The organism is Bacillus cereus group sp. BfR-BA-01380 (genome assembly GCF_022663535.1).
GTDB classification, from domain to species: domain Bacteria; phylum Bacillota; class Bacilli; order Bacillales; family Bacillaceae_G; genus Bacillus_A; species Bacillus_A cereus_BB.
Genome location: NZ_JAKUFS010000001.1, coordinates 306618 through 330193, shown reverse-complemented (window position 1 = coordinate 330193; position 23576 = coordinate 306618). Strand labels below are relative to the sequence as shown.

The window sequence follows — 23576 nt, the reverse complement described above, 5'->3', positions numbered from 1 at the left end:
TGAATTCAGAAAATTATTTATTTTTGAAGATTCGAAAATAAAAAAACATACTACATGGAGAGGGGTTGGCAGAAATATGAATAGCCTATTAATTGTAAATTGGTTGGCGACAATCGCCATCATAGCGTATGCAGCATATTTATTTGTGTATCTCATACGAACACGGATTACCTACATACGATTAGGAAAGAAAGTAGAATTTGATCGCCGCTTCAAAGAAAGATGGGATCTTATTAAAGGGAATGTCTTTGGACAAAAGAAGCTGCTTAAAGATAAAAAAAGCGGCATCATGCACGTTATGTTTTTTTACGGATTTATTCTTGTCCAGTTTGGAGCCATTGACTTCATATGGAAAGGCTTAGCACCAGGATCACATCTTCCACTTGGACCACTATATTCTGCATTTACATTCTTCCAAGAAATCGTCACACTCGTTATTTTAATCGCAGTCTTTTGGGCTTTTTATAGAAGGTATATTGAGAAGCTCGTTCGCTTAAAGAGGAATTTTAAAGCAGGACTTGTTTTAATTTTTATCGGCGGCTTAATGTTATCTGTTCTCCTTGGGAATGGAATGGGTATTATTTGGCACGGTGAGGAATTATCATGGAGTGAACCGATCGCTTCTGCAATCGCTTACTTATTTTCCGGAGTTGGTGAAACAGCTGCAATTGTTGTGTTCTATTTTGCGTGGTGGCTGCATCTACTTATTTTGTTAACGTTTTTAGTTTACGTTCCACAATCGAAACATGCACATTTAATTGCAGGACCAGCAAATGTATACTTTAGCCGTTTAACAAATCCAGGGAAATTAGAAAAAATTGATTTTGAAGATGAAACACAAGAAACGTTTGGGGTTGGGAAAATTGAAGACTTCAAACAAACGCAGCTTATTGATTTATATGCATGCGTAGAGTGCGGCCGCTGCACGAATATGTGCCCGGCAACAGGAACTGGTAAGATGTTGTCGCCAATGGATTTAATTTTAAAATTGCGTGACCACTTAACGGATAAAGGTGCAGCAGTAACGTCGCGCGCACCGTGGGTACCAACCGTTGCGTTTAACAATACAAAAGGCAACCAATTAGCGATGATGGCAGCTGGAGATGGACAACATGAATCGGCAGCAACGCTCGCATACAATCCAAGTTTAATTGGCGATGTCATTACTGAAACAGAAATTTGGGCTTGTACAACGTGTCGTAACTGTGAAGATCAATGTCCAGTTATGAACGAACATGTTGATAAAATTATTGATTTGCGCCGCTACCTCGTTTTAACAGAAGGAAAAATGGATCCAGAAGCGCAGCGTGCCCTGACAAATATTGAGCGCCAAGGAAACCCTTGGGGACTGAATCGTAAAGAGCGTGAAACGTGGCGTACGATGGAAGAAGAAGTTTCCATTCCAACTGTGAAAGAAAAAGCAAAAGCAGGCGAAGGGTTTGAATACTTATTCTGGGTAGGTTCTATGGGATCTTATGATAACCGCAGTCAGAAAATTGCGTTATCGTTTGCGAAGTTAATGAATGAATCTGGTATTTCCTTTGCTATCCTCGGAAATAAAGAGAAAAACTCAGGAGATACACCGCGCCGCCTTGGAAATGAATTTGTTTTCCAAGATATGGCGAGTAAGAATATTGAAGAGTTTGAGAAAGCAGGCGTGAAGAAGATTGTTACAATCGATCCGCATGCGTATAACACGTTTAAAAATGAGTATCCAGACTTTGGCTTACAAGCAGAAGTCTATCATCATACAGAATTGTTAGCCCAGTGGGTGAAAGAAGGGCGCTTAAAGCCAGTTCACCGCGTAGAAGAAACGATTACGTATCACGATTCCTGTTATTTAGGACGTTACAACGAAGTGTATGAAGCACCGCGCAATATTTTAAAAGCGATTCCAGGTGTGAAGCTTATTGAAATGGAACGTAATCGCGAAACAGGAATGTGCTGCGGAGCGGGCGGCGGTCTTATGTGGATGGAAGAGACGGCTGGTTCGCGTATTAACGTCGCGCGTACCGAACAAGCACTTTCTACATCGCCGACGATTATCGGTACGGGCTGTCCGTATTGCTTAACGATGATCAGCGATGGTACGAAGGCGAAAGAAGTAGAAGAGCGCGTGCAAACGCTTGATATAACAGAGATTTTAGAGCGCTCTGTCATCGGACCAAAGAAAGAAGCAATGTAAGAATCCGTACAACTTTAGATAAAGAGAGGTGCAAACCTTGCACCTCTTTCTCACGACAGCTGCACTGAACGAGCGTTCAATCAACGCCGTAATAAGAAGGAATGGGGGAATATGTTTTGACAAGAACAGTAATTTTAAGTGCTGCAAGAACACCTGTTGGAAAGTTTGGGGGAGCTTTAAAGGATGTAAAGGCAACAGAGCTTGGAGGAATTGCAATTGGAGCGGCATTAGAACGCGCGAATGTTGCAGCAAGTGATATTGAAGAAGTTGTATTTGGGACGGTTATTCAAGGAGGACAAGGGCAAATTCCATCGCGCCAGGCAGCAAGAGAAGCAGGGATTCCGTGGGAGACTCGTACAGAAACAGTGAATAAAGTATGTGCGTCTGGACTTCGTGCCGTAACGTTAGCAGATCAAATTATTCGTGCCGGCGATCATTCGTTACTTGTAGCAGGCGGCATGGAATCGATGAGCAATAGTCCATATATTTTACGCGGCGCACGCTGGGGATATCGCATGGGGCATAACGAAGTTGTCGACCTAAATGTGGCAGATGGTTTAACGTGCTCATTTACTGGCGTGCATATGGGTGTGTACGGCGGTGATGTTGCGAAAGAAGACGGCATTTCCCGTGAAATGCAAGATGAATGGGCATACAGAAGTCATATGCGTGCCACTGCAGCGCAAAAGGAAGGCCGCTTTGAAGAAGAAATTGTGCCTGTATCTGTGCCGCAGCGAAAAGGGGATCCGGTAGTCGTGGCTAACGACGAGGCGCCGCGCGAAGATACAACGGTTGAAAAACTAGCAAAGTTAAGACCTGTATTTGATAAGGATGCAGCGGTCACGGCTGGTAATGCACCAGGCTTAAACGATGGGGCGGCAGCGCTCGTATTAATGAGTGAAGAGCGTGCGAAGGAAGAAGGAAGAAAGCCGCTTGCAACTATTTTAGGGCATACAGCGATTGCGGTAGAAGCAAAGGATTTTCCGAGAACACCAGGCTATGCCGTTAACGAGCTATTAAAGAAAACAGGTAAGAAAATAGAAGATATTGATTTGTTTGAGATTAATGAGGCATTTGCTGCTGTAGCAATTGCAAGTGCAACTATTGCAGGCATCGATCCAGAGAAGATTAACGTAAACGGCGGAGCAGTTGCGATGGGGCATCCAATTGGAGCAAGCGGGGCGCGCATTATCGTTACTCTTATTCATGCATTGAAGCAGCGCGGCGGCGGAATCGGGATTGCCTCTATTTGCAGCGGCGGTGGTCAAGGCGACGCAATCATGATTGAGGTTCAGTAAAAAAGGGGGCTATAAACATGACAGTACAAAACATTGTTGTAATTGGTTCAGGACAAATGGGATCTGGAATTGCACAGGTGTGTGCAATGGCAGGTTATGACGTATATATGCAAGATTTAAAACAAGAGCAGTTAGACCGCGGAATCGCGATTATTACTAAAAATTTATCTAGGCAAGTTGAGAAGGGCCGCATGAGCGAAGAAGATAAGCAGGCAACGTTAAATCGGCTGACAGCAACGCTTACACTTGATTGCGTAAAAGAAGCAGATCTTGTTATTGAAGCAGCTGTAGAGAGAATGGACATTAAAAAGCAAATTTTTGCGAACTTAGATGAGTTAGCGCCGGAGCATACAATTTTGGCAACCAATACATCTTCGCTGCCAATTACTGAACTTGCAGCTGTTACAAAGCGCCCTGAAAAAATTATTGGTATGCATTTTATGAACCCAGTTCCAGTTATGAAGCTTGTTGAAATTATTCGTGGCTTAGCAACAGAGGATGTTGTATATGAAACGATTGAAGATATTACAAAAAAAATTGGCAAAGTCCCAGTTGAAGTAAACGACTTCCCGGGATTTGTTTCTAACCGCATTTTGTTGCCGATGATTAACGAAGCAATTTATACACTATATGAAGGCGTAGCGACGAAAGAAGCAATTGATGAAGTGATGAAGCTCGGTATGAATCATCCGATGGGACCGTTAACACTTGCTGATTTTATCGGTTTAGATACGTGTTTATACATTATGGAAGTATTACATGAAGGATTAGGAGATAGCAAATATCGCCCATGTCCGCTCCTGCGTAAATACGTGAACGCAGGCTGGTTAGGACGCAAAACAGGACGCGGTTTTTACGTTTATGAATAATAAACACCTCTTTAGGTGTACTAGTGGTCTTACTAAATCGTTCAATCACGATAGAAAATAACTTGAGGTGGAACAGATGAACTTTCAATTTACAGAAGAGCAGCAAATGATGCGGAAAATGGTCCGGGACTTCGCCGGGAAGGAAATTGCTCCCTTTGTTCCTATTATGGAACAAGGGGTGTTTCCTAGAGAAGTTCTAAAGAAAATGGGTGAGCTTGGACTGATGGGAATACCGATTCCAGCGAAATATGGCGGAGCAGAAATGGATTTTATTTCATATATTTTAGCCATTCATGAACTTTCAAAAGTAAGCGCTACCGTAGGGGTAATTTTAGCGGTACATACCTCTGTTGGAACGAATCCTATTTTATATTTTGGAACAGAAGAGCAAAAGCAAAAATATATTCCGAAGTTAGCAACTGGTGAATATTTAGGAGCATTTGCATTAACAGAGCCAAGTGCGGGATCAGATGCTGGGAGCTTGAAATCAAGGGCAGTTAGGCAAGGTGATGAGTACGTTATTAACGGTTCGAAAGTATTTATCACAAACGGCGGCGAGGCAGATACATATATTGTCTTTGCTTCTACGAATCCAGATGCCGGTACGCGCGGTATATCGGCATTTATTGTAGAGAAAGATACATCGGGTTTAATTGTTGGAAAAGATGAGCACAAAATGGGGCTATTAGGCTCTCGTACAGTGCAATTAACGTTTGAAGATATGAAAGTTCCTGCTGAGAATTTACTTGGCGAAGAAGGCCAAGGGTTTAAAGTGGCAATGGCAAATTTAGATGTTGGCCGCATTGGTATTGGGGCGCAGTCACTTGGCATCGCTGAAGCAGCGCTGGAGTGTGCGACTGATTATGCGAAAGAGCGTCATCAATTTGGCAAACCAATTGCCGCGCAGCAAGGATTAGGATTTAAGCTAGCGGATATGGCAACAGCTGTCGAAGCAGCGCGCCTGCTCGTATACCGTGCAGCGTCGCTAAGAGCACAAGGTTTACCGTGCGGGAAGGAAGCATCAATTGCAAAATTATTTGCTTCCAAAACAGCAGTAGAAGTGGCAATTGAAGCTGTGCAGGTGTTAGGTGGTTACGGTTATACAAAAGAGTATTCTGCAGAGCGATTCTTCCGTGATGCAAAAATATGTGAGATTTATGAAGGAACAAGTGAGATTCAGCGCTTAGTTATTAGCAGAGCGCTTTAAGGGGGAGATAGAGATGCATTTTAAACTATCAGAAGAGCATGAAATGATTCGGAAAATGGTTCGCGATTTTGCGAGAAATGAAGTGGCGCCAACTGCTGCCGAGCGCGACGAGGAAGAACGTTTTGATCGCGCTTTATTTGATCAAATGGCGGATCTGGGCTTAACTGGTATCCCATGGCCTGAAGAGTACGGTGGAATTGGAAGCGATTACTTAGCTTATGTAATTGCAGTAGAAGAGTTGTCACGTGTTTGTGCATCTACAGGTGTAACATTATCGGCGCATACATCGCTTGCAGGATGGCCAATTTTTACATTCGGTACAGAAGAGCAAAAGCAGAAGTATTTACGTCCGATGGCAGAAGGAAAGAAAATCGGTGCTTACGCCTTAACGGAGCCGGGTTCTGGTTCAGATGCTGGCGGAATGAAAACAACGGCAAAGCGTGACGGCGATCACTATATTTTAAACGGTTCGAAAATTTTTATTACAAATGGCGGGATTGCGGATATCTATGTTGTGTTTGCGCTGACAGATTCAGAATCAACACAGCGCGGCACGAGTGCCTTTATTGTGGAAAGCGATGCACCTGGATTTTCTGTTGGAAAGAAAGAGAGTAAGCTTGGCATTCGTTCTTCACCAACGACAGAGATTATATTTGAAGACTGCCGCATTCCTGCGGAGAACTTACTTGGTGAGGAAGGTCAAGGTTTTAAAATTGCGATGCAAACGCTAGATGGTGGTCGTAATGGTATTGCAGCACAAGCGGTTGGTATCGCGCAAGGTGCACTTGATGCCGCCGCCCAGTATGCGAAGGAGCGCCATCAATTTGGGAAGCCAATTGCCGCGCAGCAAGGAATTGGTTTTAAATTGGCTGATATGGCGACTGGAGTAGAGGCGGCGCGCTTGTTAACATATCAAGCAGCTTGGCTTGAATCAGAAGGTTTGCCGTATGGAAAAGAATCAGCAATGTCGAAATTATTTGCAGGGGATACAGCAATGAAAGTGACAACAGAGGCTGTGCAAGTATTTGGAGGATACGGTTATACAAAAGATTATCCAGTGGAACGCTTTATGCGTGATGCAAAGATTACGCAAATTTACGAAGGAACGCAAGAAATTCAGCGCCTTGTTATTTCACGTATGTTAACGAAGTAGAAATTATCCCGCTATTCGTGGGCAGTAAGACCCCCACCTCAAGATTGAGAGAGAAGCGTTGTCCAGTTCCAGTGGCTAGAATGTGAGGGCGAGCCACTTCTACATTTCTTTGTTGTCCAGCTCTAGCGGCTAGAATCTCTGGTCGTTTCGCCCCCTCGGACGAGGCGAAAAGTGCCTCTTTGTCAGGGGCGTGGGCGTCCTGCGATTTTGAGCAAGCTGCTTCCGCTTTTCTAAAGAAGCTAGGTGGGGGATAACTGATGGAAGTTTCACTTTATGAGAAGCGTAGGGAATCTCCTACGCTTCTTCCTGCAAATTGAGAAAAAGGAGTGAAGGAGATGGTTAAGCACAATGTACAAGCATCTGTGAAAGATGAAAGACTAATTGCACTTCGGCGTGAGCAAATGATTAAAGGTGCTGTGCAGCTCTTTAAACAAAAAGGATTTCCGCGCACAACAACAAGAGAAATCGCAAAGGCAGCAGGCTTTAGCATTGGAACGCTCTATGAATATATTCGAACGAAAGATGATGTGCTTTATTTAGTGTGCGATAGTATTTATGAACATGTAAAAGAGCGCTTAGAGCAAGTGTTATGCAGGGAAAAAGGAAGCGTTGATAGTTTAAAAACAGCGATTACAAACTATTTTAAAGTGATGGATGAATTGCAAGAAGAGGTTCTTATTATGTATCAAGAAGTTCGTTTTCTACCAAAAGAATCGCTACCTTACGTATTAGAGAAAGAATTTCAAATGGTAGAGATGTTCGAAGATATTTTGCAGCAATGTGTTCAAAATAAAGTATTTACTTTAACAAAAAAAGAGATTCAACTGCTTGCTCATAATATTTTTATTCAAGGACAAATGTGGGGATTTCGTCGCTGGGCGTTGCAGAAACTTTATACATTAGAAGAATATACAGAGATGCAAATTCGCTATGTATTAAATGGTGCTCATATGATTCAAAATGAAAAAGGAAAATAACCTTCAATATGTAGAGGGAATCACTTGATGATTCTCTATTTTTTTTGTGGCATATTTGGTGAAGTTTTGTTTATAATGAATAGTATGGATTTTTTTTGAACAGGCCTTTATATAATATAGGATATATTTTAAGAAAGGAAGTGCCGAACAAGTGAATTTAAAGCAATTTTCACCAGAAGAGCTAAAAGAATTGTCCATGATCGAAGTTGTACATAGCTTGTTAGAGGAAAAAAGACAAGCAACACTATTTCACGATCTAGTTCAAGAAGTTGCTCAATTACTGGAACTGTCTGAAGAACAAGTTGCTGCGAAAATCGCGCAATTTTATACAGATTTAAATATCGATGGGCGCTTTATCAATCTTGGAGAAAATCGTTGGGGACTACGTGGATGGTACCCATACGAGCAAATTGATGAAGAAATTTTACCTCAACCGAAGCCTAAGAAGAAACGTAAAGTGGAAGAGGCGGAGTTAGATGCCTACATCGAAGAAGAGGAAGACTTCGAAGAAGAGGAAGACTTCGGAGAAGATGATGACGAAGATGTAGAAGATCTTGATGAGCTTCTTGATGAAGATGAAGATCTTGATGATTTAGATGAAGATGAAGATGAAGATGAAGATTTCGTTGATGAAGATGAATTAGAATACGACGAATCAGAAGAAGAAGAAGAGGAAGAGCTGTAGTTCTTGACTTTTCATTATCGTCCATGTAGAATCATTTTTGGGCTCTTTAAAAAAGACGATAATAACTTTTACGTGTAAATATAAAAGAAAATTGCTCCCTATTTATTACTTTTTGTGATAACGGGAGCAATTTTCTTTTTTGTTTTTTGTTTAGAAAAATGAAAGAGTCTAACAATAAGATAAGGTAAGTGTTATCTACATCCGTTGTGATTTGCAACGGTAATTATATAACAGCAAAGTGGAAGGGAGTACATTCATGACTAAGTATATTTTTGTAACAGGCGGTGTAGTATCGTCTCTAGGAAAGGGGATCACAGCAGCATCCCTTGGAAGACTATTAAAAAATCGTGGTTTAAATGTAACGATTCAAAAGTTTGACCCATATATTAACGTAGATCCAGGGACAATGAGCCCATACCAACACGGTGAGGTATTCGTAACAGATGATGGCGCAGAAACAGATTTAGACCTTGGTCACTATGAACGTTTCATTGACATCAACTTAAATAAATACAGCAACGTCACAACAGGTAAAATTTACTCTTCTGTTCTTCAAAAAGAGCGTCGCGGTGAATATTTAGGGGGAACAGTTCAAGTTATCCCTCACATTACAAATGAAATTAAAGAGCGTGTATATCGTTCAGGCCGTGAAACAAATGCGGACGTTGTAATTACAGAAATCGGCGGAACTGTTGGTGATATCGAGTCTTTACCGTTCCTAGAAGCAATTCGTCAAATTAAGAGCGATATTGGCCGTGACAATGTAATGTACATTCATTGTACGTTAATTCCGTACTTAAAAGCAGCGGGTGAAATGAAAACAAAACCAACGCAGCACAGCGTTAAAGAGCTTCGCAGCTTAGGTATTCAGCCAAACATTATCGTTGTTCGTACAGAACTTCCTGTTTCTCAAGATATGAAAGATAAGCTAGCATTATTCTGCGATATCGATACAAAAGCAGTAATTGAAGCACGCGATGCAGATACATTATATGCCGTTCCATTATCTCTTCAAGAGCAAAATATGGACCAAATCGTTTGCGATCATTTAAAATTAGACAATCCAGCTGCAGATATGACAGAGTGGAATGCATTAGTAGAAAAAGTACGTAACCTATCTAAGAAAACAAAAATCGCTCTTGTTGGTAAATATGTAGAGCTTCAAGACGCATATATTTCTGTTGTAGAAGCACTTCGTCATGCAGGTTACAAATTTGATACTGATGTAGAAGTGAAATGGGTAAATGCTGAGCATGTGACAGCAGAAAACGTAAAAGAATTAGTTGGCGATACAGATGGTATCCTTGTACCAGGTGGTTTCGGGGATCGCGGTGTTGAAGGTAAAATCGCTGCAATTCAATATGCGCGTGAAAATAAAGTTCCATTCTTAGGAATTTGCTTAGGAATGCAACTTGCATCAATCGAATTTGCACGTAACGTATTAGGATTAGAAGGTGCGAACTCTTCTGAAATTAATCCTGACACGCCTTACGCAATTATCGATTTATTACCAGAACAAAAAGATGTCGAGGATTTAGGCGGTACACTTCGTCTTGGTTTATACCCATGTAAGCTTACACCAGAAACAAATGCTTACAAAGCGTATAGCGAACCGGTTGTATACGAGCGTCATCGTCATCGTTATGAGTTCAACAACCAATTCCGTCAAGACATGGAAAATGCAGGATTCATTTTCTCTGGTACAAGCCCAGATGGCCGTTTAGTAGAAATTATTGAGTTGAAAGAACATCCTTGGTTTGTGGCAGCACAGTTCCACCCAGAACTTGTATCTCGTCCAAACCGTCCACAACCGTTGTTCCGTGATTTCGTACAAGCTTCTATTATTAATAAAGAAAGTAAGTAATAAGAAAAAGGCGTCCTACTATAGGGCGCCTTTTTCTTATTACTCATATTCATTCATAATGTCATCAATTGTAAATTTTAATCCATGATATGCAAATAAAGCTGTTATTAAACTTGGAAAGCCATAACGAGAGCCATCATCATCTGGAATTAATGGTTTTACAAGTTTTGTATCGATATGTGCATCGGTGAATTGTTCTAATGATAATTCACCTTCTTGTTTAGCTGAAATACCAACAATAAAATGACCGTTTTCCTGCAATTGTTTTGCTAGTGAAATGATTTCTTCATCTGTAGAAAAACGGCTAACCAGTAGTACACGATCGGCAGCGGTTACGTCTGCTTGTTTACCGTCTTCAAATAGACGTTTTGCATTTTGCATAGGCTCGGCTCCGTATAGGGCTTCGCAAATTACACCTTCCATCTCTTTCGTACCATGCAAATAAACGTGTCCATCTCCGACTAATGCTTGTGCAAGTAAACGAGCGCTATCTTCTATATTCATTTCTTCTTTTTGAGCAATTTTTGTGAAATAGCCACCTAGCTGTGTGGAAAAAATTTTAAACATGGTGATGCTCCTTTCTAGCATGCTTGCCGGCTTTCATTATAGCTTATTTATTCATAACGGTGCTAGCACTAGGAAATAGAAAGCGGTAAAATAAGAGAGAATAGGAAGGAATTTGATAAAAAGTAGCGAAAATAATCGAAAGAGATGCGAAAAATATAAATTATGCATTTATGTATAGAAAGGTTGGAGAGCATGGAAGGGAAAATTTTAATCGTTGATGATCAATACGGCATTCGTGTTTTATTACATGAGGTGTTTCAAAAGGAAGGTTACGAAACATTCCAAGCAGCAAACGGTTTTCAAGCCCTTGATATTGTGAAAAAAGATTGTCCGGATTTAGTTATTTTAGATATGAAAATCCCGGGTATGGACGGAATTGAAATCTTAAAACATGTGAAAGAAATTAATCAAGACATTAAAGTGATTTTAATGACGGCTTATGGTGAATTAGATATGATTCAAGAAGCGAAAGAACTCGGTGCGTTAATGCACTTTGCAAAGCCGTTTGATATTGATGAAATTCGGAGTGCTGTGCGAAAAGAAATCGCTGTACAAGCATAATCGTGAATTTTTTATTAAAAAAGATGGAAAAAAGCGTTTTCATAGACTAATGAGCAGGTGAATGCAGTTGAGTTTTTGAGTACAAGTTGGTATCCTATTGAGTGTAGAAAAAAGTCCGGTATGTTATTATACATATTTTTCCTTGTTGTGGTCATACTACCACCGATAAGAACTTATCGGATACAAAAAAACGTTTTTAGGAGGATTTACCATGCCTTTAGTTTCCATGAAAGAAATGCTAAACAAAGCGCTAGAAGGAAAATACGCAGTTGGTCAATTCAACATGAACAACTTAGAGTGGACACAAGCTATCTTAGCTGCTGCGGAAGAAGAAAAATCTCCTGTAATTTTAGGTGTATCTGAAGGTGCAGCTCGTCATATGACTGGTTTTAAAACAGTTGTAGCTATGGTTAAAGCTTTAATCGAAGAAATGAACATCACTGTTCCTGTTGCGATTCACCTTGACCATGGTTCAAGCTTCGAAAAATGTAAAGAAGCAATTGATGCAGGTTTCACATCTGTAATGATCGATGCTTCTCACCACCCATTTGAAGAAAATATCGAAACTACTAAAAAAGTAGTAGAATATGCACATGCTCGTAACGTATCTGTAGAAGCTGAGCTTGGTACAGTTGGCGGACAAGAAGATGACGTAGTAGCTGAAGGTGTTATCTACGCTAATCCAGAGGAATGTAAAGAACTAGTAGCTGCAACAGGTATCGACTGCCTAGCTCCAGCATTAGGTTCTGTACATGGCCCTTACAAAGGTGAGCCTAACTTAGGATTCAAAGAAATGGAAGAAGTTCGTGACGTAACTGGTGTACCTTTAGTACTTCACGGTGGTACTGGTATCCCAACAGCTGACATTAAAAAATCTATCTCTTTAGGTACTTCTAAAATCAACGTAAACACTGAAAACCAAATTGAGTTTACAAAAGCGGTTCGTGAAGTATTAAATAAAGACCAAGAAGTTTACGATCCTCGTAAATTTATCGGACCTGGTCGTGAAGCAATTAAAGCGACTGTAATCGGTAAAATTCGTGAGTTTGGTTCTAACGGTCAAGCATAATTCTAAAAATGACTTTAGAAACCGTCTAGCCTTTTAGACGGTTTCGTTTCGTTGTATAATGAAAGCGTGAACATTTTATGGAATAGACAAATTTCTACTTGTTAGGGCATTGAAGGAGAAATATTTTTATAATTGTGTAAAAATAAAGGAAACAAATAGCATGGACATACTCGCAAGTGTAAAAACGTATCGGAAGTAGTGAAACTACCCGTTAAAATAGGGGTTAGATTGGGGAATGAATTCACAAGAAGGGGGTTTGAGATGGATAAGTTGCTAATTGAAGGTGGTGTGCCCTTACGTGGTTCGATTCGTGTGAGCGGTGCAAAAAATAGTGCTGTCGCACTTATTCCTGCGACCATTTTAGCAGACACACCAGTTACAATCGGTGGTGTACCTAATATTTCTGATGTGAAAATACTCGGTGATTTATTAGAGGAAATTGGTGGATCTGTCACATATCATCAAGACGAAGAAATGACAATTGATCCTTCGAAAATGGTAGCAATGCCTCTTCCGAATGGAAAGGTAAAAAAATTACGTGCTTCTTATTATTTAATGGGAGCAATGCTTGGTCGTTTTAAACAAGCGGTAATTGGCCTTCCTGGTGGATGTCATTTAGGGCCAAGGCCAATTGATCAGCATATTAAGGGTTTTGAAGCGCTTGGAGCACATGTAACGAATGAGCAAGGTGCAATATATTTACGTGCAGATGAACTGCGGGGAGCACGTATTTATTTAGATGTCGTTAGTGTAGGCGCGACAATTAATATTATGCTTGCTGCAGTGCGTGCAAAAGGTAGAACAGTCATTGAAAATGCAGCGAAAGAGCCAGAAATTATTGATGTAGCAACACTTCTTACAAGCATGGGAGCTCGTATTAAAGGGGCAGGAACAGACGTGATTCGTATTGATGGTGTTGAATCGCTTCATGGTTGTTATCATTCTATTATTCCTGATCGCATTGAAGCTGGAACGTATATGATTTTGAGTGCGGCTTCTGGCGGTGAAGTTGTAATTGATAATGTGATTCCGCAGCACTTAGAATCTATAACGGCTAAGCTTCGAGAAATAGGTGTAAAAGTAGAAACACACGATGATCAAATTGTGGTAGGTGGAGATCGTCAGCTAAAAATGGTGGATGTAAAAACGCTCGTATATCCAGGATTTCCAACTGACTTACAGCAACCGTTTACGACGTTATTAACGAAGGCAAGTGGAACGGCAGTTGTAACGGATACCATTTACGGAGCGCGTTTTAAACATATAGATGAATTACGAAGAATGAATGCGCAAATTAAAGTGGAAGGTCGTTCTGCTATCGTGACAGGGCCTGTTTTACTGCAAGGGGCTAAAGTGAAAGCGAGTGACTTACGTGCCGGAGCTGCTCTTGTCATTGCAGGTTTAATGGCAGAAGGGATTACAGAAGTTACAGGATTAGAACATATTGATCGCGGCTATGAAAATTTAGAGGACAAGCTTCGAGGTCTTGGAGCAAAAATTTGGCGTGAAAAAATGACAAGACAAGAGATTGAACAGATGAAAAATGCCTAAAGAGCTTGGCATAAGATAAAGGTATTAAATGTTAATTGTGGGAGAAATATTAAGGTTTAAAGGAGAGGGATTATAGTGGAAAGAAGTTTATCCATGGAATTAGTACGTGTAACGGAGGCTGCAGCGTTATCATCAGCACGCTGGATGGGACTTGGTAAGAAGGATGAAGCGGATGGAGCAGCAACTTCAGCAATGCGCGATGTGTTTGACACAGTACCAATGAAAGGAACTGTAGTAATTGGTGAAGGGGAAATGGACGAAGCACCAATGCTGTATATCGGTGAAAAATTAGGGACTGGATATGGTCCGCGCGTTGACGTAGCAGTTGATCCATTAGAAGGAACAAATATCGTTGCAGCAGGAGGATGGAATGCGTTAGCAGTCATTGCCGTAGCAGACCATGGAAACTTACTACATGCACCTGACATGTATATGGAGAAAATTGCGGTTGGCCCAGAAGCGGTTGGTGCAGTTGATATTCATGCACCTGTTATTGATAACTTACGTGCTGTTGCGAGAGCAAAAAATAAAGATATTGAAGATGTTGTAGCAACTATTTTAAATAGACCGCGCCATCAAGCGATTATTGAGGAAATCCGTAAAGCGGGAGCGCGCATTAAATTGATTAACGATGGTGATGTAGCTGGTGCTATTAATACAGCGTTTGATCGCACAGGTGTTGATATTTTATTCGGATCTGGCGGTGCACCTGAGGGAGTTTTAGCTGCCGTGGCATTAAAATGTTTAGGCGGAGAAATTCAAGGGAAGCTTCTTCCACAAGACGAAGCAGAATTAGAGCGCTGCAAAAAGATGGGGATCGGTGATGTCAACCGCGTTCTTCGTATGGAAGATTTAGTAAGAGGTGACGATGCAATCTTTGCAGCAACAGGTGTAACGGACGGTGAATTACTGCGCGGTGTTCAATTTAAAGGAAGTACTGGTACAACACACTCCCTTGTTATGCGTGCGAAATCAGGAACAGTTCGCTTTGTTGACGGGCGTCACAGTTTAAATAAAAAACCAAATTTAGTTATGAAATAAAGTGAAACTTCCATTAGTGGGGATTTTTCTTCATCCCTGCTACCGGAAATGATAACTAATCGTGCTCTTATGGGCAGTTATCTCCATCTATCTTCTTTGACTTTGCAGAATTTTGAGCATCAGCAGAAGATGTTTATGTAATGGGAATTTGGCTGTCTGCATAGATAAAATAAGAAGTGTGAAAGTGATGGATAGAGCGAAGACAAATTTTTGTTGTCTTCGCTTCTTGTATTTGTCTCGTAACATATTGATTAAAATGAGGTAAAAGGGTTACAATAGTGAATATTACTCTACTTGTACTTATTGCCTTTCATTTATATGTATTCGCCTTCCGCAATTACCCTTACCCAGTGAAAAAGAGAATAATATTAAAGTGTGGTGTCCAAATGAATTTAACAATTTCAGCATTAGAGAACATGAAGTTAAAAGAGTTATATGAACTTGCAAAAGAATTTAAGATTTCTTATTACAGCAAATTAACGAAGAAAGAGTTAATTTTTGCAATTTTAAAAGCACGAGCAGAAAAAGAAGGTTTCTTTTTCATGGAAGGTGTACTTGAAATTATTCAATCAGAAGGATTTGGATTCTTACGTCCAATCAACTATTCTCCGAGTTCTGAAGATATTTATATTTCAGCTTCGCAAATTCGTCGTTTTGATTTGCGTAATGGAGATAAGGTTTCTGGTAAAGTGCGACCTCCGAAAGAAAATGAGCGTTATTTTGGATTGCTGCAAGTTGAAGCGGTTAATGGAGATGATCCAGAATCGGCAAAAGAACGTGTGCATTTCCCAGCGTTAACACCGTTATATCCAAATCGTCAAATGAAATTGGAAACGGAAACGAAGAAATTATCAACACGCATCATGGATTTAATTGCACCAGTTGGGTTTGGGCAACGTGGTCTAATTGTTGCACCTCCAAAGGCTGGTAAAACGATGCTGTTAAAAGAAATTGCGCACAGCGTTACAACAAATCATCCAGAAGCAGAACTAATTGTACTTTTAATTGACGAACGTCCAGAGGAAGTAACAGATATCGAACGTTCTGTAAAAGGTGATGTTGTAAGTTCTACTTTTGATGAAGTCCCAGAAAACCATATTAAAGTAGCGGAGCTTGTACTAGAGCGTGCGATGCGTCTTGTTGAACATAAAAAAGACGTTATCATTTTAATGGATAGTATTACCCGTTTAGCGCGTGCTTACAACCTTGTGATTCCGCCAAGCGGACGTACTTTATCTGGTGGTATTGATCCAGCGGCATTCCATAGACCGAAACGCTTTTTCGGAGCGGCTCGTAATATTGAAGAGGGCGGTAGCTTAACAATTTTAGCAACAGCTCTTGTTGATACAGGGTCTCGTATGGATGACGTCATTTATGAAGAGTTCAAGGGAACAGGAAATATGGAGCTTCACTTAGATCGTGCTTTAGCGGAACGTCGTATTTTCCCAGCTATTGATATTCGCCGTTCTGGTACACGTAAAGAAGATTTATTAATTCCAAAAGAACATTTAGACAAATTATGGGGTATTCGCAAGACAATGAGAGATACGCCAGACTTCATAGAAAGCTTCTTGCGTAAGTTGCGTCAAACAAAGACAAATGAAGAATTTCTACAAAATATCCCTGCAGATTCAAAGAGATATGTGACGATGAAGTAATGCTAAAAACAGGTAGTTGCAAAATATAGATAGCCTTGTTATAATTTCATCATGTGCGTTTCATCAATATAGTTGTGATTGCAGCTAACGATGAAAAAACTCTGTTTCGAAAATGATTCAGGGCGGAAGGAGATGAAAAGAATGAAAGCAGGAATCCATCCAGATTACAAGAAAGTTGTATTTATGGATACAAACACAGGCTTTAAATTCTTAAGCGGATCTACAAAAGGTTCTAACGAAACTATCGAGTGGGAAGATGGTAATACTTATCCATTACTAAAAATTGAGATCAGTTCTGATTCTCACCCATTCTACACAGGACGTCAGAAGTTTGCTACTGCAGACGGACGTGTTGACCGCTTCAACAAGAAATACGGCCTTAAGTAATAACAAACATAAAGCAGGCAAGTGTATATATCCGCTTGTCTGTTTTTTTTGCGAAAATATAAATCTTTACCTACTTAAAGTGAGAATAAGCATATAAATCCAAATGAAAAAACGACATAAAACCATCTTTTTTAGGTGGCGAGGACATCTGGCCAATTTATATGTCGGAAAATCAAAATGGATTCATATAGGTGAACGGAGGAGCTTTTATGTACGTAATAAATCAACACGGTTGGCTTGAAGTGATTTGTGGAAGCATGTTCTCCGGGAAATCAGAAGAACTTATCCGTCGTGTGCGCCGTACGCAATTTGCAAAGCAAAATGCGATAGTCTTTAAACCGTGTATTGATAATCGTTATAGTGAAGAAGACGTTGTGTCGCATAATGGATTGAAAGTAAGAGCAGTTCCTGTTGCGGCTTCAAAAGAGATATTTGAACACGTAACGGAAGATATTGATGTTATAGCGATTGATGAAGTACAATTTTTTGATGGGGACATTGTGGAAGTGGTGCAAGAATTGGCAAACCGCGGCTATCGTGTAATTGTTGCCGGTTTAGACCAAGATTTCCGTGGTCTACCATTTGGACAAGTTCCTCAGCTTATGGCAATTGCGGAGCATGTAACAAAACTGCAAGCAGTATGTGCTGAATGCGGATCTCCTGCAAGTCGTACGCAACGTTTAATCAATGGGGAACCAGCTTCTTTTGATGATCCAATTATTTTAGTTGGCGCATCAGAATCATATGAACCACGTTGTCGTCATTGTCATGCTGTACCAATTGAACAGAGATAAAAACTCGCTACATAAGGCGGGTTTTTTTAGAAAATGCGTAGGAGCTGAATGAGCCGTCGCCATTTTTAAATATAATTTGCGTTTTTTTTGTTATGTACCATATACTATTTGTATTAGATTAGAGACTAGGATGTTGAGGTGAATGTTGTGTTAGATCGTTTGCAAGCTGTAGAGGACCGTTATGAAAAGTTAAACGAGCTTTTAAGTGATCCAGAGATTATAAGTGATCCGAACAAACTTCGTGAGTATTCAAAAGAACAATCTGATATACAAGAGACGGTAGAGGTGTACCGTGAGTATAAAGATGCTCGTGAACAATTAAGAGATGCAAAAGCGATGTTAGAAGAGAAGTTAGATGCTGACATGCGTGAAATGGTAAAAGAAGAAGTGTCTGAGCTAGAGGGACAAGAGAAGGAATTATCAGAGCGTCTGAAAATTTTACTTGTTCCAAAGGACCCGAATGATGATAAGAACGTTATCGTAGAGGTTCGTGGTGCTGCTGGTGGTGATGAAGCGGCATTATTTGCTGGTGATTTATACCGTATGTATAGCCGTTATGCTGAGGTGCAAGGTTGGAAAACTGAAATTATCGAAGCGAGCTATACAGAACTAGGTGGATATAAAGAGATTATCTTTATGATCAACGGTAAAGGCGCTTTTGCAAAGTTGAAATTTGAAAATGGTGCGCACCGTGTGCAACGTGTTCCGGAAACAGAATCTGGAGGACGTATCCATACTTCTACAGCAACTGTAGCTGTATTACCGGAAGCAGAAGAAGTAGAAATCGATATTCATGAAAAAGATGTTCGTGTGGATACGTTTGCTTCTAGTGGTCCTGGTGGACAAAGTGTTAATACAACGATGTCAGCGGTACGTTTAACGCATTTACCGACTGGTGTAGTTGTTTCTTGTCAGGATGAAAAGTCACAAATTAAGAATAAAGAAAAAGCAATGAAAGTATTACGTGCGCGTGTTTATGATAAGTTTAGACAAGAAGCGCAAGCTGAGTACGATCAAAACCGTAAACAAGCTGTTGGTACGGGAGACCGTTCTGAGCGTATTCGTACGTACAACTTCCCGCAAAATCGTGTTACAGACCATCGAATCGGTTTAACGATTCAGAAGCTGGATCAAATCTTACAAGGTAAGTTAGATGATTTCATCAATGCCTTAGTGATGGAAGATCAGGCGCAAAAGATGGAGGCAGCTGAGTAATGCGTGTCTATGAAGCCCTGAAATGGGCTTCTTCTTTTTTACAAGAAAATGGGCGAGATGAAAATGCGGGAGAAATTGTCCTTTGTCATGTATTAAAGACGAATCGAACAGGTTTAATGATGAACATGCGTGAAGAAGTAACGGCAGAACAAGAGCGCATTTTTGCAGGCTTTATCCACAAGCATGTAGCGGGCATGCCTGTTCAGTACTTAATTGGATATGAAATGTTTTATGGGCGTTCATTTTTTGTCAATGAAGAAGTGCTTATTCCAAGACCGGAAACAGAGGAGCTTGTGCTAGGAATATTAACACGTATTCGTCGTAAATTTGGAGATAAGGGTGTACATGTGGCTGATATTGGCACTGGTAGCGGGGCAATTTCGATTACACTTTCTTTAGAAAATCCCCGTTTACATGTATATACAGTCGATATTGCTCCGGAATCGATTGAAGTGGCGCAGAAAAATGCAGCAGAATTACAGGCGAATGTAACGTTCTATCACGGTGATTTATTGTCGCCGTTTCAGGAAACGAAGCAAAAGCTAGATGTTGTTGTGTCTAATCCACCTTATATTCCAGAAGAGGATTGGAGAGGGCTTTCTTCTGTAGTGAAAGAGCATGAGCCAAAGCGTGCACTCGTTGGCGGTGAAGATGGACTTGATTTCTATAGACGCTTTATGGAGGAATTGCCAAAGGTGCTGCAAGAAGAGGCGATTGTTGCTTTTGAAGTGGGTGTAGGACAAGGTGAAGATGTGTGCGCTTTATTGAAAGAAACATTCCCACATGCACATGTGGAAGTGGTCTTTGATATTAATGGGAAAGATCGCATGGTCTTCGCAGAAATGTAATTTTAAAAGGGGGCTGACCTGATTGTCAGCCCCCTTTAGTACGTCTAGTATGTCGAAACGTCAATATATTGTGAAAATCGTCGATATATCGAAAAGAACGAGCGGACATGTAATCACCCATCTAAAAAACGAATAGATTCTAAATTTACTAGTTTAGAAACAAAAAAACTTGTCTACACTGTTTTACTGAAGGGACGGTGGAGATAAGATGAAAAAACAAGCGATTGCTTACTTACTTTTATTATTAATTGGTGCGCAAATGATTGCGCATTTTGGATATATGAAAGTTGATGCAAAGGAACCTGTCGTGATTCCGAAAGAAGCGATTCGATTACGTATTTTGGCTAATAGTGATTCGAAGGAAGATCAAGAGTTAAAACGTAAAGTGCGCGATGAAGTGAAAGTACAAATCGATGGTTGGGTGGCAGATTTAAAATCGTTTGAAGACGCGCGTCGTATCATCCAAAGCCGTATCCCAGAACTTGAAAAAACAGTTGCAAACACGTTAAAACGAGAAGGTAGTAAGGAAACTTTTACAGTTCAGTTTAATAAACATATAAAATTTCCGACGAAAGTATATGGGAATTTTATTTATCCGGCTGGAGAGTACGAAGCAGTACTTGTGACAATTGGGAAAGGTGAAGGAGCGAATTGGTGGTGTGTGCTATTTCCTCCGATGTGTTTCATGGATTTCTCTAGTGGTACAGCCGTGAAGCGAGAAGAACATGTAGTAAAGGCAGAAACAATTGACGAGGACGATATAGAAGAAAATTATGTGCAAAAGGAAATTGTAAAAGAAGAAGTAAAAAAATCTCTTAAAGCTAAGAAAGAGACGCACATCGCACCTAAACAAAAAGTGAAAGCAAAGGCTGTGCAAGAAAGCCGTGTCGAAAAAGAATTACAAGAACAAGAGGAGAGTAAGCAAGAAGAACCACGTGTTAGTAAACGAGAAGAGCAAGTGAAGGTAGTAGAAGAAACGGAAGAAAAGCCAGAGGTTAAATTGTTTATCGTTGAAGCATTTACATCTTTATTTTCGAAATAGGTTCTAAAAGATAATTCTTCCTCATATATAAAAGTATGGGGAGGGATTATGTTATGAAGCAAATACGTTTTGCTACAAAAACAGATGTAGAAAGGCTGCAAAACTTTTTTGGACAAGCTCACGTGAAGGAAGAACGTTTAGATCAATTATATAGGAATTTTATGATGTTAGAAGAAGAAGAACAAATTCAAGCGGCTGTTGGATATGAGCGAGCTGGAAGCGATGCGCTTCTTCGTTCATGTTTATTCACACCTTCTGTGGATAAAGCTACGTTCTTACATTTTTTCGAAACGTTTTTGCAGTATATGAAAGAGAAAAATGTTGAACAATTATATTTACTCACGAATAGTCCACAGTCCATTACAATATTCCGGTTTTTTCAATTTGAAACGGTGGAAAAGGATGTTGTATCAAAAGAAATACAGACATTAGAACATTTTTGTAAAAATGTAAATCAACCGAATGTAATTATACTAAATTGTCAGCTATTCACAAAGTTATCCACTGATTAAATGAGTTTATCCACATTTTGTGGATAAACCTTATTTGTCTTTTGGATAAATCTCATAGTAAACTATACATAACAAGTATTTCATGGCAGAAAAGGACGTGGAAAAAAATGAATACAAAAATGTGGACTGTGGATAATGTTGTGGAAATAAAAACAGATTATCCACAATTACAAGAAGCAGCGCATTTATTACGAGAAAATGAAGCAGTAGCATTTCCGACTGAAACAGTGTATGGACTTGGTGCGAATGCATTAAGTGATGAGGCTGTTGCAAAAATTTTTGAAGCAAAAGGAAGACCAAGCGATAATCCGCTTATTGTACATATTGGTACGGAAGAACAATTACATGGTATTGTAGCTCATATTCCACCAGTTGCGAATGTATTAATGAAGCATTTCTGGCCAGGGCCTTTAACACTTGTTTTCCCGAAAAAAGAAGGGATTTCTGAAAAAGTAACGGCTGGATTACAGACGGTGGCAGTTCGTATGCCAGATCACCCGGTAGCATTAGCGCTTATTGAAGCAGCGAGTGTACCGGTTGCAGCCCCAAGTGCGAATCGTTCTGGGCGCCCTAGCCCGACTCTCGCTTCTCATGTATATGAAGATTTAGACGGAAAAATTGCTGGTATTGTTGATGGCGGGGCAACCGGTGTCGGCGTTGAGTCTACTGTAGTAGATTGTACGAGTGAAATACCGACAATTTTGCGCCCAGGCGGTATTACAAAAGAACAATTAGAAGAAGTGATTGGCCCTGTTTTATTAGATCCGGCATTAAAAGATGAAACGGAAAAACCAAAATCGCCAGGAATGAAGTATACGCATTATGCGCCGAAAGCCCCGCTTAGTATTGTTGAGGGGTCGCGTACATTTATTCAACAACTTGTGGATAATAAAAAGCAAGAAGGTTATAAAGTAGGTGTATTAACAACAGAGGAATATGAGCATGTATATAAAGCAGACGTTGTTCTCTCTTGTGGAAAACGTAGTGATTTAGCAACCGTTGCAACAAAGCTTTATGATGTATTGCGTACATTTGACGCAAGCGGTGTAGATATTATTTTTAGCGAGTCATTCCCAAGTGAGGGGATTGGTAGTGCAATCATGAATCGTTTAACAAAAGCTGCAGGTCACCAAATCATCTTTGAAAAATAAATTCTAACTCTCCCCGGACGTGCATATTGTGAAGTAGCAAGTCCGAGGGGGGACATTATGACAATTGAACATATTATAAGCGAATTGTTGCCGCTCTTTATTATGGCATTTGCGCTAGGGCTTGATGCGTTTTCTGTTAGTCTCGGTATGGGGATGATTACGCTTAAGTTGCGTCAAATCTTTTATATCGGCATTACAATTGGTATATTTCATATAATTATGCCTTTTATCGGTATGATACTTGGCCGTTTTTTATCAGAGCAATTTGGCTCCATTGCTACTATTATAGGTAGTGTTTTATTAATGGGATTAGGATTTCACATTGTGTATACGTCAATATTCCACGACGATGAGCATAGAAATGTTCCGGCCGGGGCAAGTTTACTATTGTTTGCTTTTAGTGTAAGTGTGGATAGTTTTTCTGTTGGCTTAAGTCTCGGTATTTACGGAGCGCGTATGCTTGTCACAATTCTCATATTTGGTGTTGTGAGTATGATGCTTACTTGGTTCGGATTGTTAATTGGCCGCAGGGCACATAGTATTTTGGGAACATATGGAGAAGTACTTGGCGGTATTATACTTGTTGGATTTGGAATAAAATTATTGTTTTCGGTATGAACGCAGCCAACTTCTTAGAGGGGATCACGGTTATGGTTAAATTAGCGAAACCGACGAAAGAAGAAATAGAATCATTTCGTGAAAAGTTATGGCATAAAAGCCCAGCTACTATAAGTAGCTGGGCTTTTATAGTGTATACATAATATATCGGCGCTTCTACAATAGACGATAAGAATATACTTCTTGGTTGGAGGTCTCCAGTTAATATCTAGCTCCGGCGGCTAGAACAGTCGGTGGCTTCGCGTCTTCCGCCGAGGCAAAAAGCGCCTCTATGTCAGAAGCTCCATCCTCCTCTTGTTCTGGGCGAGCCGCCTGCGCTTTTAA

General features: G+C 40.3%; 22 protein-coding genes. 21 read left to right on the top strand and 1 reads right to left on the bottom strand.

Annotated features, from left to right (window positions below; genetic code table 11):
* The first annotated feature begins 76 nt into the window (after positions 1-76).
* The 8 genes from MR076_RS01700 (at position 77) to pyrG (ending at position 10238) form a co-directional block, all read left to right on the top strand.
* Positions 77-2185, top strand: coding sequence for a (Fe-S)-binding protein (locus MR076_RS01700; RefSeq protein WP_242216984.1), 2109 nt, complete (start codon positions 77-79; stop codon positions 2183-2185).
* 101 nt (positions 2186-2286) lie between these two features.
* A complete protein-coding gene (locus MR076_RS01695) occupies positions 2287-3483 on the top strand; it encodes an acetyl-CoA C-acetyltransferase (protein ID WP_396021632.1) in 1197 nt (398 codons plus the stop codon).
* 17 nt (positions 3484-3500) lie between these two features.
* The gene (locus MR076_RS01690; RefSeq protein ID WP_242216982.1) at positions 3501-4352 is read left to right on the top strand and encodes a 3-hydroxybutyryl-CoA dehydrogenase; all 852 of its coding nucleotides are present in this window, start codon (positions 3501-3503) and stop codon (positions 4350-4352) included.
* 76 nt (positions 4353-4428) lie between these two features.
* Complete coding sequence (locus MR076_RS01685; RefSeq protein WP_242216981.1) at positions 4429-5559, top strand: acyl-CoA dehydrogenase; 1131 nt, start codon at positions 4429-4431, stop codon at positions 5557-5559.
* Between the two features lie 13 nt (positions 5560-5572).
* Entirely contained in the window at positions 5573-6712 is a 1140-nt protein-coding gene (locus MR076_RS01680) for an acyl-CoA dehydrogenase (protein WP_242216980.1), read from the top strand.
* Between the two features lie 335 nt (positions 6713-7047).
* A complete protein-coding gene (locus MR076_RS01675) occupies positions 7048-7689 on the top strand; it encodes a TetR/AcrR family transcriptional regulator (protein WP_242216978.1) in 642 nt (213 codons plus the stop codon).
* A 151-nt stretch (positions 7690-7840) separates the two neighbouring features.
* The gene (rpoE, locus tag MR076_RS01670; RefSeq protein WP_242216976.1) at positions 7841-8374 is read left to right on the top strand and encodes a DNA-directed RNA polymerase subunit delta; all 534 of its coding nucleotides are present in this window, start codon (positions 7841-7843) and stop codon (positions 8372-8374) included.
* Between the two features lie 256 nt (positions 8375-8630).
* Entirely contained in the window at positions 8631-10238 is a 1608-nt protein-coding gene (gene pyrG, locus MR076_RS01665; RefSeq protein WP_242216974.1) for a CTP synthase, read from the top strand.
* 39 nt (positions 10239-10277) lie between these two features.
* Here pyrG and MR076_RS01660 read toward each other — a convergent pair whose 3' ends face one another.
* On the bottom strand, positions 10278-10805 hold the full coding sequence (locus MR076_RS01660) for a DUF2529 domain-containing protein (protein ID WP_242216972.1): 528 nt from the start codon (positions 10803-10805) through the stop codon (positions 10278-10280).
* Positions 10806-10997: 192 nt separating this feature from the next.
* On the opposite strand from MR076_RS01660, the gene MR076_RS01655 reads away from it, so the two are divergent.
* From MR076_RS01655 to MR076_RS01595, 13 genes are all read left to right on the top strand, one after another.
* Positions 10998-11366 carry a response regulator gene (locus tag MR076_RS01655; protein WP_242216970.1) on the top strand — a complete coding sequence of 123 codons (369 nt, stop codon included), beginning with the start codon at positions 10998-11000 and terminating at the stop codon, positions 11364-11366.
* 211 nt (positions 11367-11577) lie between these two features.
* Complete coding sequence (locus MR076_RS01650) at positions 11578-12435, top strand: class II fructose-bisphosphate aldolase (RefSeq protein WP_242216968.1); 858 nt, start codon at positions 11578-11580, stop codon at positions 12433-12435.
* Between the two features lie 261 nt (positions 12436-12696).
* The gene (locus tag MR076_RS01645; protein WP_242216966.1) at positions 12697-13986 is read left to right on the top strand and encodes a UDP-N-acetylglucosamine 1-carboxyvinyltransferase; all 1290 of its coding nucleotides are present in this window, start codon (positions 12697-12699) and stop codon (positions 13984-13986) included.
* A 75-nt stretch (positions 13987-14061) separates the two neighbouring features.
* A complete protein-coding gene (glpX, locus tag MR076_RS01640; protein ID WP_242216964.1) occupies positions 14062-15027 on the top strand; it encodes a class II fructose-bisphosphatase in 966 nt (321 codons plus the stop codon).
* Positions 15028-15413: 386 nt separating this feature from the next.
* Positions 15414-16685 carry a transcription termination factor Rho gene (gene rho / locus MR076_RS01635; protein WP_242216962.1) on the top strand — a complete coding sequence of 424 codons (1272 nt, stop codon included), beginning with the start codon at positions 15414-15416 and terminating at the stop codon, positions 16683-16685.
* Positions 16686-16826: 141 nt separating this feature from the next.
* Positions 16827-17072, top strand: a complete 246-nt coding sequence (locus MR076_RS01630) for a type B 50S ribosomal protein L31 (RefSeq protein WP_242216960.1) — start codon at positions 16827-16829, stop codon at positions 17070-17072.
* A gap of 209 nt (positions 17073-17281) precedes the next feature.
* The gene (locus MR076_RS01625; protein ID WP_242216958.1) at positions 17282-17866 is read left to right on the top strand and encodes a thymidine kinase; all 585 of its coding nucleotides are present in this window, start codon (positions 17282-17284) and stop codon (positions 17864-17866) included.
* Between the two features lie 147 nt (positions 17867-18013).
* Complete coding sequence (gene prfA / locus MR076_RS01620) at positions 18014-19081, top strand: peptide chain release factor 1 (protein WP_154713440.1); 1068 nt, start codon at positions 18014-18016, stop codon at positions 19079-19081.
* Positions 19081-19929: a peptide chain release factor N(5)-glutamine methyltransferase gene (gene prmC / locus MR076_RS01615; RefSeq protein WP_242216956.1), complete on the top strand. Its 849-nt coding sequence runs from the start codon at positions 19081-19083 to the stop codon at positions 19927-19929. The genes prfA and prmC overlap by 1 nt, the downstream gene beginning before the upstream one ends.
* A 208-nt stretch (positions 19930-20137) precedes the next feature.
* Complete coding sequence (gene spoIIR, locus MR076_RS01610; protein ID WP_242216955.1) at positions 20138-20971, top strand: stage II sporulation protein R; 834 nt, start codon at positions 20138-20140, stop codon at positions 20969-20971.
* Between the two features lie 53 nt (positions 20972-21024).
* Positions 21025-21483, top strand: coding sequence for a GNAT family N-acetyltransferase (locus MR076_RS01605; protein WP_242216953.1), 459 nt, complete (start codon positions 21025-21027; stop codon positions 21481-21483).
* Positions 21484-21590: 107 nt separating this feature from the next.
* A complete protein-coding gene (locus MR076_RS01600; RefSeq protein WP_242216951.1) occupies positions 21591-22634 on the top strand; it encodes an L-threonylcarbamoyladenylate synthase in 1044 nt (347 codons plus the stop codon).
* A gap of 57 nt (positions 22635-22691) precedes the next feature.
* Positions 22692-23252 (top strand): manganese efflux pump MntP, encoded by a 561-nt coding sequence (locus tag MR076_RS01595; RefSeq protein ID WP_242216949.1) that lies wholly within the window; start codon positions 22692-22694, stop codon positions 23250-23252.
* Positions 23253-23576 lie beyond the last annotated feature (324 nt).

Coding starts and splice junctions, on each gene's coding strand:
- MR076_RS01630 (WP_242216960.1), top strand. CDS start 16,827: ATGAAAGCAGGAATCCATCCAGATTACAAGAAAGTTGTATTTATGGAT.
- MR076_RS01605 (WP_242216953.1), top strand. CDS start 21,025: ATGAAGCAAATACGTTTTGCTACAAAAACAGATGTAGAAAGGCTGCAA.
- pyrG (WP_242216974.1), top strand. CDS start 8,631: ATGACTAAGTATATTTTTGTAACAGGCGGTGTAGTATCGTCTCTAGGA.
- MR076_RS01660 (WP_242216972.1), bottom strand. CDS start 10,805: ATGTTTAAAATTTTTTCCACACAGCTAGGTGGCTATTTCACAAAAATT.
- MR076_RS01675 (WP_242216978.1), top strand. CDS start 7,048: ATGGTTAAGCACAATGTACAAGCATCTGTGAAAGATGAAAGACTAATT.
- MR076_RS01600 (WP_242216951.1), top strand. CDS start 21,591: ATGAATACAAAAATGTGGACTGTGGATAATGTTGTGGAAATAAAAACA.
- MR076_RS01655 (WP_242216970.1), top strand. CDS start 10,998: ATGGAAGGGAAAATTTTAATCGTTGATGATCAATACGGCATTCGTGTT.
- MR076_RS01700 (WP_242216984.1), top strand. CDS start 77: ATGAATAGCCTATTAATTGTAAATTGGTTGGCGACAATCGCCATCATA.
- MR076_RS01625 (WP_242216958.1), top strand. CDS start 17,282: ATGTACGTAATAAATCAACACGGTTGGCTTGAAGTGATTTGTGGAAGC.
- MR076_RS01595 (WP_242216949.1), top strand. CDS start 22,692: ATGACAATTGAACATATTATAAGCGAATTGTTGCCGCTCTTTATTATG.
- MR076_RS01645 (WP_242216966.1), top strand. CDS start 12,697: ATGGATAAGTTGCTAATTGAAGGTGGTGTGCCCTTACGTGGTTCGATT.
- MR076_RS01680 (WP_242216980.1), top strand. CDS start 5,573: ATGCATTTTAAACTATCAGAAGAGCATGAAATGATTCGGAAAATGGTT.
- MR076_RS01685 (WP_242216981.1), top strand. CDS start 4,429: ATGAACTTTCAATTTACAGAAGAGCAGCAAATGATGCGGAAAATGGTC.
- MR076_RS01695 (WP_396021632.1), top strand. CDS start 2,287: ATGGGGGAATATGTTTTGACAAGAACAGTAATTTTAAGTGCTGCAAGA.
- MR076_RS01690 (WP_242216982.1), top strand. CDS start 3,501: ATGACAGTACAAAACATTGTTGTAATTGGTTCAGGACAAATGGGATCT.
- rho (WP_242216962.1), top strand. CDS start 15,414: ATGAATTTAACAATTTCAGCATTAGAGAACATGAAGTTAAAAGAGTTA.
- MR076_RS01650 (WP_242216968.1), top strand. CDS start 11,578: ATGCCTTTAGTTTCCATGAAAGAAATGCTAAACAAAGCGCTAGAAGGA.
- spoIIR (WP_242216955.1), top strand. CDS start 20,138: ATGAAAAAACAAGCGATTGCTTACTTACTTTTATTATTAATTGGTGCG.
- prmC (WP_242216956.1), top strand. CDS start 19,081: ATGCGTGTCTATGAAGCCCTGAAATGGGCTTCTTCTTTTTTACAAGAA.